Source organism: Photobacterium frigidiphilum (assembly GCF_003025615.1).
GTDB classification, from domain to species: Bacteria; Pseudomonadota; Gammaproteobacteria; order Enterobacterales; family Vibrionaceae; genus Photobacterium; species Photobacterium frigidiphilum.
This window is the reverse complement of the sequence record NZ_PYMJ01000038.1, coordinates 42,059-52,136: the sequence shown is the minus strand read 5'-3', so window position 1 is coordinate 52,136 and position 10,078 is coordinate 42,059. Positions and strand designations below refer to the sequence as shown.

The 10,078-nt window shown below is 41.4% G+C and carries 7 protein-coding genes; 1 reads left to right on the top strand and 6 read right to left on the bottom strand.

All coding sequences use genetic code 11. The annotated features are described in order from the left end of the window. Positions 1 to 698: 698 nt before the first annotated feature. From cysQ to cysG, 6 genes are read right to left on the bottom strand one after another with little or no spacing between them, the layout of a single operon-like run. On the bottom strand, positions 699 to 1,442 hold the full coding sequence (cysQ, locus tag C9J12_RS24950; RefSeq protein ID WP_107245173.1) for a 3'(2'),5'-bisphosphate nucleotidase CysQ: 744 nt from the start codon (positions 1,440 to 1,442) through the stop codon (positions 699 to 701). Between the two features lie 12 nt (positions 1,443 to 1,454). Further along, complete coding sequence (gene cysC / locus C9J12_RS24945; RefSeq protein WP_107245172.1) at positions 1,455 to 2,084, bottom strand: adenylyl-sulfate kinase; 630 nt, start codon at positions 2,082 to 2,084, stop codon at positions 1,455 to 1,457. A gap of 32 nt (positions 2,085 to 2,116) precedes the next feature. Continuing rightward, positions 2,117 to 3,844, bottom strand: a complete 1,728-nt coding sequence (locus tag C9J12_RS24940) for an SLC13 family permease (RefSeq protein ID WP_107245171.1) — start codon at positions 3,842 to 3,844, stop codon at positions 2,117 to 2,119. A gap of 4 nt (positions 3,845 to 3,848) precedes the next feature. Continuing rightward, the gene (cysN, locus tag C9J12_RS24935; RefSeq protein WP_107245170.1) at positions 3,849 to 5,279 is read right to left on the bottom strand and encodes a sulfate adenylyltransferase subunit CysN; all 1,431 of its coding nucleotides are present in this window, start codon (positions 5,277 to 5,279) and stop codon (positions 3,849 to 3,851) included. A 10-nt stretch (positions 5,280 to 5,289) separates the two neighbouring features. After that, positions 5,290 to 6,198 carry a sulfate adenylyltransferase subunit CysD gene (gene cysD, locus C9J12_RS24930; protein ID WP_041394548.1) on the bottom strand — a complete coding sequence of 303 codons (909 nt, stop codon included), beginning with the start codon at positions 6,196 to 6,198 and terminating at the stop codon, positions 5,290 to 5,292. 13 nt (positions 6,199 to 6,211) lie between these two features. After that, positions 6,212 to 7,636 (bottom strand): siroheme synthase CysG, encoded by a 1,425-nt coding sequence (gene cysG / locus C9J12_RS24925; protein ID WP_107245169.1) that lies wholly within the window; start codon positions 7,634 to 7,636, stop codon positions 6,212 to 6,214. Between the two features lie 411 nt (positions 7,637 to 8,047). Here cysG and C9J12_RS24920 point away from each other — a divergent pair, with 411 nt between their 5' ends. Beyond that, positions 8,048 to 10,012 carry a bifunctional 2',3'-cyclic-nucleotide 2'-phosphodiesterase/3'-nucleotidase gene (locus tag C9J12_RS24920; RefSeq protein ID WP_107245168.1) on the top strand — a complete coding sequence of 655 codons (1,965 nt, stop codon included), beginning with the start codon at positions 8,048 to 8,050 and terminating at the stop codon, positions 10,010 to 10,012. The last annotated feature ends 66 nt before the right edge of the window (positions 10,013 to 10,078 follow it).

The following is a 10,078-nucleotide window of genomic DNA, read 5'->3' as shown; positions in this document are numbered from 1 at the left end:
AAGAAATGAAGCATAAATTGACTGTGTCATCTTGCGATGATTAAGGTCACTCAGTTCATTGATAAATCTTTCGACTTAAAATTTCACGAGTGCCCACACAGATTGCATGGTCAAATTGTTAAAGAACGTTGACTTTCAATGCCTTGGCGTTAAACGCTTCAGCAAGTCAGGCTGCGTATAATACGCTGCAAATTTATTAAGTCAACAAGTATTTTTCAAAAGTAATTTCGAACCCTTGTAGACTCTAGCTTAAGCAAAGAAAAGTTAGAGTTTTAACACCTAAACCAACATTACTTGAGCTGGGCGGTAATTTTAGATAAAAACAGAAGCATGTCAAGCACCCTTTGTGCCGTTTTTATTTACCACCTTAAATATCGACAAGTTATACACAGCTTATAAATAGCTTACTAACCGTGATACATCCTGTTGATGTGGCTGCATTATAGAGAGCCTTTGCATGATAACAATAGTTTTATTGCTTTTTCTGCCTGCTTGTCGATTAATCAAACCAAAAGCATCAAAAGAAACAAAAAAGCAGCTACCAGTGAGCAGGCAAAATTCCATATATAGTGTTAAAAGACACAACCTTTGAATAAAAGGGACTTTAAGCTTAGTCGAATACAATAAAAGTAGCGTCTTAAGATAGAGGCAATAAGACAACTAGCATTCTAGTTGCCTTACTCATTAACAGAAAAGGGTTAAATGATGGAGACTATAAAGGATGGGTTTAATAATTTGTCTCTATGATACTGAAGCTCTTCGCCATCTAATTGTAAAACGGCAGCTCCCGCACTTTCTGCAACACATTGCCCAGCGGCTGTATCCCACATCATTGTTGGTCCTAACCGAGGATAAGACTGAGCTACCCCTTCTGCAATCAGGCAGAATTTTAACGAAGAGCCGACTTCTACCATCTTATGCTCACCCACTTCTTGTAGATAGTTCGCCATATCAGGGCTTGGATGAGATCGACTTCCAACAATAGTCGGTATCATTGCGGGTATCACTTTAATTTCATCGCGTCCAGACATTGTTTCTAGCCACGCTGTCGAACCGTCTGCAAGCCAACTTTTATTTAATGCTGGCGCATGAACAACGGAAAGAGTTGGTTTCCCTCCTTCTATTAAGGCGATGTTAACGGTAAATTCACCATTTTGACGCAAGAACTCTTTAGTACCATCTAATGGATCCACCAGCCAAAATGCGGTCCAGCCCTGCCTTTCAGACCAAGAAGAGTGTACTGACTCTTCAGATAAAATGGGAATGTCAGGTGTTAGCATCATTAAACGCTCAACAATAATATCATTCGCAGCTATATCGGCAGCAGTAACTGGACTGTGATCCGCTTTTTCTTCAACATGAACACCTGAGTGGTAGTGGTTCATGATCACTTTGCCTGCATCCAAAGCAATTTCATAAATAGACTCAAGTAAAATACTCACTCATAACTCCTTTTAATCGCGGATGATTGCTCGTTTTCGTAATGAATGTAGTGACAGCTCAACTAGCTCTGAAACAGTTTTATCGCCAGCGTGTAAATGGATTTCAGGATTAACTGGCGCTTGATATTCAGAATCAATGCCTGTGAACTGTTTTATTTCCCCTGCGCGCGCTTTTTTATAAAGCCCTTTAGGGTCTCGTTTTTCACACACATCCAATGACGCATCAACAAACACTTCGATGAACTCACCATCTGGTAGTAGATCTTTGACTAATTGGCGTTCTGCTCTATGCGGTGAAATAAATGCACTTAATACAATAAGACCCGCATCAGCCATTAATTTAGCAACTTCCCCAATACGGCGAATATTTTCACGGCGATCTTCTGATGAAAAACCAAGATCACGACACAACCCATGACGCACATTATCGCCATCTAATAAATAAGTATGATAGCCAAGCTCAACCAAGCGATTTTCAAGTGCGCCCGCAACGGTAGATTTACCAGCACCACTTAACCCTGTGAACCATAATACACATGGCTTCTGCTTTTTTTGCTCAGCTCGTGAAGACTTATCTACATTATGTCTATGCCAGACTATGTTTTCATCATTATCATGGGATTTAACAATCGTGGTCATCATTGACTCCGTTCCATCGTGTGTGTTCATTAAATTCAAAAAGGAAATAAGATAGGGATTAAAGTAAGCACTACCACTGAGTAAACAATCGAAATTGGTAAGCCGATACGTAAGTAATCCCGTAATTTATAATTACCAACACTAAAAACTAATAAATTGGTTTGATAGCCATAAGGAGAAATGAAACTTGCACTAGCACCAAACAACACGGCCATAATAAAAGGCATTGGATCTGCCCCATATCCTAATGCCAAGCTATAACTAATCGGGAATGACAAGGCAGCAGCTGCATTGTTTGTTATCAACTCGGTCAATATAAGAGTCAAGAGATATACAGCAATCAAAGCACCGTATATTCCCCACCCATTAAATGACACCATCAACATGGATCCCATTCGTTCGGATAAGCCACTGGAGATCATTAATTGCGCGAGAGATAACGCCGAGCCAACAATGACAAATATATCGATTGGAAACTGGCGTCTTAACTCAGTAAAAGAAATGATTCCAGTAGCAAGTAAAATCAATATATAAGCAGCCAACCCTTTAATTAGCGGAAAAACACCAGATAATGCAGCAACAATGACCATTAAAAAGCCAATTAGAACGGCTAAGCTTTTTGTTCCATCTAAGCGAGCACTTGAATCTAAACCATTAACCAGAACAAATTCTCGATTAAGCTTCTGCTTTTTATCATGGAATTTTTTGCCCGGTACAATCACTAACGTATCACCTGCATGTAGTTCAATATTACCTAAGCCACCAGCTAGCCTTTCATGTCCCCGACGTATTGCAACTACAACGGCATCAAAACGGTCTCTAAATTCGACATCTTTAAGCGTCTTACCGCGTATACCTGCAGAGTGGCTAACAATCACTTCCATCATTGATTGACCATTAAGATGATGCTGACCAAACAAATGTAATCCGTTGATCTCTTGCAGGGTGGTAACACTTTCGACATCACCACAAAATAGTAAGGTATCGCCCGCTTGAAGCTTGGTATCTGGACACACAGGTGCAATAGTTTGTCCGTCTCGTAATAGCTCCGCTAAAAAAAGGCGGCGTAAAGCTCGGAGTCCGTTTTCTGATACGGTTTTACCCACTAACGGAGAGCCACCTTCGATTCTCGCTTCTAAAAAGTACGGTAGTTCGTCATCCGCGCCATCATCATAACTAGGAAGGAAATGGCTAAGTGGAATCAGAACAATTAAGCCTACAAACAAAACAGCTAGGCCAATCATCGTAGGGGCAAAAAAACCGAGGCTCGGTAAACCAGCATCGACAACAAAGCTATTTATGATTAAATTCGTTGAAGTACCAATTAAGGTAAGTGTGCCACCTAATATCGCAGCGTATGACAGTGGAATAAGTAACTTCGACGGAGCGTGGGTTTGATTACGCTTTACAGCACCAATCAACGATACCACTACAGCGGTGTTATTCGTAAAAGAAGAAAGAAGCGCCGTTGATAAGCCAAGTTTTGCAACAACCAGTGAATGTCCACCCTCTGAAATTTGTCGCCCAACCCAGCTTATCAAACGGGTTTTTTCTAGAGCAATAGAAGCAAGTACCAACAAAACTAACGTTAATAATGAAGAATTAGTAAAATTGCCTGCCAACGTTGGCAAATCAATCATTCCCGTTTGAAATCCAATAAAAGCTGAACCTGCAAACAAATATGCGGGTTTAATTTTCGTGGTTATCAAACACGTCACTATCACCATTAGCATGGCCAGAACGACACCTTGCTCCCAGCTCATACTGCTACCCCAGTAACTTACTAATGTCGTCGGCATTCCAATGAGGGAAGTGCTTACGAACTAATGCATTAAACTCAATTTCAAATGCACTGAAATCACCAGTAGATACGACGGTTTTATCGATTAACGCTTCACGCACCATACCCGCACCAACTGTCACATTCGTTAAACGATCGATGATAATGAATCCACCAGTATCGATACTGTTTTGGTAAGCATCTACCGCAATGGCTTCATTTAATACCACCTCACATAAACCAATGCCGTTTAGTGGCAATGTCTCGGTAGTAAAAGTCTCAAGGTTATTGATATCAACTTGGTGACGAATACCTTGCACTGAGCCAACCGTTTTCTTACCTGCAACCTTGATATCGTACTGACGACCAACCTCTAATGGTGCTTCTGCCATCCAGACAATATCAGCCAGTAAGTTATTACTTAATGGAACATCATCATCAGCGGCAACAATTGTATCGCCACGACTAATATCAATTTCATCTTTAAGTGTGAGTGTTATCGCCTGCCCTGAGTATGCTTCAGGTAGATCACCATCAAATGTCACGATACGGTCAATCGTCGACATTTTCCCTGACGGCAATGCTTTAACTTTATCACCGACCTTCACAAGGCCTGACGCAATCGTACCTGCAAAACCGCGGAAATCTAAATTAGGACGATTAACATACTGCACAGGAAAACGAAAATCGCTGGATTCTTGCTCTTGAACAAAATCAACATCTTCAAGTAACGTTAGTAATGAGTCACCTTTGTACCATGGCGTTTGCTCACTAAGGCTCACCACGTTATCGCCATCTAAAGCTGATAGTGGCACTAACTTTATTTCAATATTTTTATTTAGTTTTTCAGCAAATTCTAAATATTCGTCACGAATGGATGTAAAGCGTTCTTCATCAAACCCCACAAGATCCATCTTATTAATTGCCACTATGAAATGACGGATTCCTAAGAGGCTCGCAATATATGAGTGGCGACGTGTTTGATCTAATACGCCTTTACGGGCATCAATCAAAATAACAGCGACATCACAGGTTGACGCACCCGTTGCCATATTTCGCGTGTACTGTTCATGTCCTGGAGTATCTGCAATGATGAACTTACGTTTTTTCGTCGAGAAATAACGGTATGCAACATCAATAGTAATCCCTTGTTCACGCTCAGCTTGCAGCCCATCAACCAATAAAGCGAGATCAGGTTTATCACCCGTGGTGCCCACCTTTTGGCTATCGGTATAAATAGCAGCCAACTGATCTTCATAAATCTGATGAGAATCATGGAGCAAACGACCAATCAAGGTACTTTTCCCATCATCGACGGAACCACACGTCAAGAATCGAAGCAGTGATTTATGATGGTGCTGGTCTAGATAGGCTTCAATACCTATCTCTGCCACTTGTTGTTCAATAAGACTGTTCATGCATCTTTCCTTAGAAGTAACCTTGACGCTTTTTCAATTCCATCGAGCCTGACTGATCGTGATCAATCGCTCGACCTTGACGCTCACTTGAGGTCGCCACCAGCATCTCTTCAATAATGCCGGGCAATGTGTCGGCTTTCGATTCAATCGCACCCGTTAGCGGATAACATCCTAACGTTCTGAAACGGACGCTTTTGTATTCAATCTTCTCGCCCGGTTGCAATTTCAATCGGTCATCATCAGCCATGATCAACATACCGTCACGCTCAACCACAGGTCGTATATCCGACAAATAAAGCGGGACGATCTCGATACTTTCTAGATAGATGTATTGCCAAATATCCAGTTCAGTCCAATTTGATAGCGGGAATACACGAATACTTTCGCCCTTATTAATCTGACCGTTATAGGTTTTCCATAACTCAGGACGTTGATTTTTTGGATCCCAACTATGGTTTTTGTCACGGAATGAATAAATGCGTTCTTTGGCTCGTGATTTTTCTTCATCACGGCGTGCGCCACCGAATGCCGCATCAAAGCCGTATTTATTTAATGCTTGTTTCAAACCTTGGGTTTTCATTACATCTGTATGCTTTGAAGAACCATGCTCAAAAGGGCTAATCCCCATCGCCATACCTTCAGGGTTTTTATGCACTAGAAGCTCAAAACCGTATTTTTCTGCGGTACGATCACGAAACTCGATCATCTCGCGAAATTTCCAGTCGGTATCAACATGTAAAAGAGGAAATGGAATCTTCCCTGGATAAAATGCCTTCCGAGCTAAGTGCAACATGACTGATGAATCTTTCCCGATGGAATACATCATCACAGGGTTATCAAACTCAGCAGCCACTTCACGAAGAATATGAATACTTTCCGCTTCAAGTTGCTTGAGGTGAGTTAATCGTTTTGGATCCATGACTCTCTCCATGTTATGCCAGTTTTACAACAGCAGACTGTTGTAATGACTGCTCCTGTTTTCCGAACCAATGTAACTTTTCTGATAAATTAACCACCTCACCGATAACAATTAGTGATGGTGACTCAGCGTTTTTCGCCAGTTGCTCAAGTTCGCTTAACTGGCCTTTAATAACTTTCTGGTTTTTCTGCGTACCTCTCTCAATAATCGCTATCGGCGTATCACCAGAACGACCATGAGTAAGAAGCTGTTGCTGAATATGATCCGATTTCATCAAGCCCATATAAATAACGAGAGTTTGCTTACCGCGCGCTAATGTTGACCAATCCATCTGATCGCTTTCAGCTTTTAAGTGGCCAGTAACAAACATCGCAGTTTGGGCATAATCACGGTGAGTTAACGGAATACCTGCATAAGCTGTCGCCCCAGCCCCTGCAGTTATACCAGGCACAACTTGAAAAGGGATATTGGCATCAAATAACACCTCAAGCTCTTCAGCGCCTCGACCAAAGACAAAAGGATCGCCCCCTTTCAAACGCACAACACGTTTTCCTTGCCGCGCATAGTTAACGATAAGCTGGTTTGTCTCTTCTTGAGGCACACTGTGGAAGCCTGCTTTTTTTCCGACACAGACTAATTCGGCATCTCGGCGAACTAAATCCATCACCTCATCAGAAACGAGGTAGTCATATAAAACCACATCGGCTTGTTGCATTAACTGCAATGCACGCAAGGTCAATAACCCTGCATCGCCAGGACCAGAACCAATAAGCGCAACTTGACCTTTAGGTGGAATAGATAGAGGTGAAATAGATTGTGTTAGATTAATTAACTCTTGCTTAGCATCTTGCTCTTGGCCTGAAGCAACAAGTTCTGCAAACCGACCATCAAAAACTTGTTCCCAAAATTGACGACGAGCAGAAAATGAGGTGACTGTTTTTGCTAAACGAGCACGAAAGTTGCCCGCTATAATCGCCATGCGGCCTAAATGCTGCGGTAATAACGCTTCTAGTTTTTCCCGAATTAAACGCGCGAGAACAGGGGCTTTGCCTGATGAGGAAACCGCAACAATAATGGGAGAGCGATCAATAATAGAAGGAATAATGAAACTACAGCGCTGTGTATCATCCACCACGTTGACTAATACTTGACGCTGATTAGCCGATTGATACACCAGTGCATTAACGGCTTTGTGTTCAGTCGCCGCTATCGCAAGAAAAATACCATCAAGATGTGATGATTCAAATTCATCAGCAACATGGCTGACTTGCTGTTGCTCAATAGCTTGTTGAAACGCTTGATTCAACACTGGTGCAATAACACGAACATCCGCTCCGGCCTTCAATAGCATGCGAGCTTTACGCCATGCCACATCACCACCGCCCACCACTAGGCAAGGTCTACGCTTCAGATCCGTAAAAATTGGCAAATAATCCATTTCCAGTGCCCTACATTTATTAACTTAACTGCACTATAGCTGTAGGGTGATATTACTTGTAATTCTATAATCTAATCTTTTATTCCAAAAAGTTTGATCGAAAACAAAAAAAGACATCAACGATGAAAATTGAACAATAAAAGCAGAATTTAGCTAAAAAGAGTCCTTATCACAGAACAATTTAGTAATAGAACTAAAATAAACTAGATCCGTTGGACTTAACTTATACCTTTTTTATCTTAGTAAAATGAATGGAAATCGTTTAAATCCCCATCGGTAACAAATTGAATATGCTCTATGCCTCAAAAAAACGAGATACGAAGCACAATAATATGAGAGGCACTAATTACTTCCACGGTATATTTGCTACCTTAAGCATGCTTTCCCATGCCTAACCTTCTGGAGAAATACATGAAATTATCTGCCAAGCCACTGTCATTAGCCATATTGGGTGGTCTACTAATGATGGCTGGTCCTGCTACTGCTGAAACCATTAAGCTGCGTATTTTAGAAACAACAGATATCCATACAAATATAATGGATTATGATTACTATAAAGACGCACCAACAAAAAAAACTGGCCTTGTTCGTACCGCGACATTAGTAAAAGAAGCACAAGCAGAGGCAACTAACAGCGTATTGGTAGATAACGGTGATTTGCTGCAAGGTAGCCCAATGGGTGACTACATGGCAGCAAAAGGGGTTAAAGCAGGCGAAGTTCACCCTGTATATAAGGTGATGAATCAGCTTGGTTATGAAGTGGGTAACTTGGGTAACCACGAATTCAACTACGGTTTAGACTTCCTAAAAACATCTATTGAAGGGGCTAACTTCCCTTACATCAACTCGAACGTGATTGACCTAAAAACAGGTAAAAACATGTTCACACCATACATTATTAAACCTTACATGTTTAAAGATACCGATGGTGTAGAGCACGAAATTAAAGTGGGTTATATCGGTTTTGTTCCGCCTCAAATCCTAATCTGGGATAAGAAAAACCTAGAAGGTAAAGTTGAAGCGTTAGACATCAAGCAAACTGCTGAAAAATTTGTACCACAAATGAAAGCGGAAGGTGCAGATGTTATTGTTGCGATTCCACACTCAGGTGTATCAACCGACCCGTATAAAGTGATGGCTGAAAATTCTGTTTATTACCTCACAGAAGTAAAAGGCATCGATGCTATTGCATTTGGTCACTCACACGGTGTATTCCCAGGCAAAGAATTTGCCAATGTTCCAAATGCCGATATTGAGAAAGGTACTATCAATGGTGTAGCAGCTGTTATGCCAGGTCGTTGGGGTGATCACCTTGGTGTTATGGATCTAACACTTAATAAAGAAGGCGATTCTTGGGCTGTTACTAACGCGCAAACAGAAGCTCGTCCAATCTTTGATAAATTCGAAGGTAAGCCAATCGTTGAGGCCGATGCAGAGCTAGTAAAAGCTATCAGCGAAGATCATGCAGCAACACGTACATTTGTAAACCAACCGATTGGTAAAGCAAGTGATGTGATGTATAGCTTCCTTGCATTAGTACAAGATGATCCAACCGTACAAATCGTTAACTTGGCACAAAAAGATTACGTTGAGCGCTTTATTCAGGGTGATCCTGATTTAGATGGTACACCAGTACTTTCTGCCGCTGCACCATTCAAGGCGGGCGGTCGAGGTAATGATCCTACAAACTTTACAGAGGTTGAGTCAGGCCAGCTAACATTCCGTAATGCCGCAGATCTTTACTTATACCCTAATACCCTTGTTGCTATGAAAGTAACGGGGAAAGAAGTGAAGGAATGGCTAGAGTGTTCAGCCGGACAATTCAATCAAATTGATCTGACGAGCTCAGCTCAACAAGGCCTTATTAATTGGGATGGCTTCCGTACTTATAACTTCGATGTAATGGACGGCGTTGAATACGGAATTGATTTATCGCAACCAGCACGTTATGACGGTGACTGTAAGTTAATCAATGCCGATGCAGAGCGTATTACCGGTTTAACCTTCAATGGTAAGCCAGTTAATCCTAAACAACCGTTTATTATTGCGACAAATAACTACCGTGCTTACAGTGGTAAATTTGCAGGTACAGGTGAAGACTTCGTTGCTTTCTCTGCACCAGATGAAAACCGTACCGTTGTTGCCGATTACATCAGCCGCGTAAGTAAAGAAGAAGGTCAGGTTGTACCAAGTGCTGATAATAACTGGTACTTCACACCGCTGAAGAGTGATAAAAAATTAAACATCACTTTTGAAACATCACCAAGTGAAAAAGCCGCAGCGTTTATCAAAGAAAAAGGTCAATATCCAATGAAAAAAGTGGATACAGACAAAGTGGGCTTTGCGGTTTACCAGTTAGATCTTCAAGCTAAATAAGCATTCATTAATCATAAAATGAAGATATAGATATACCGCGGCTTAGGCTGCGGTATTTTTTTGCTA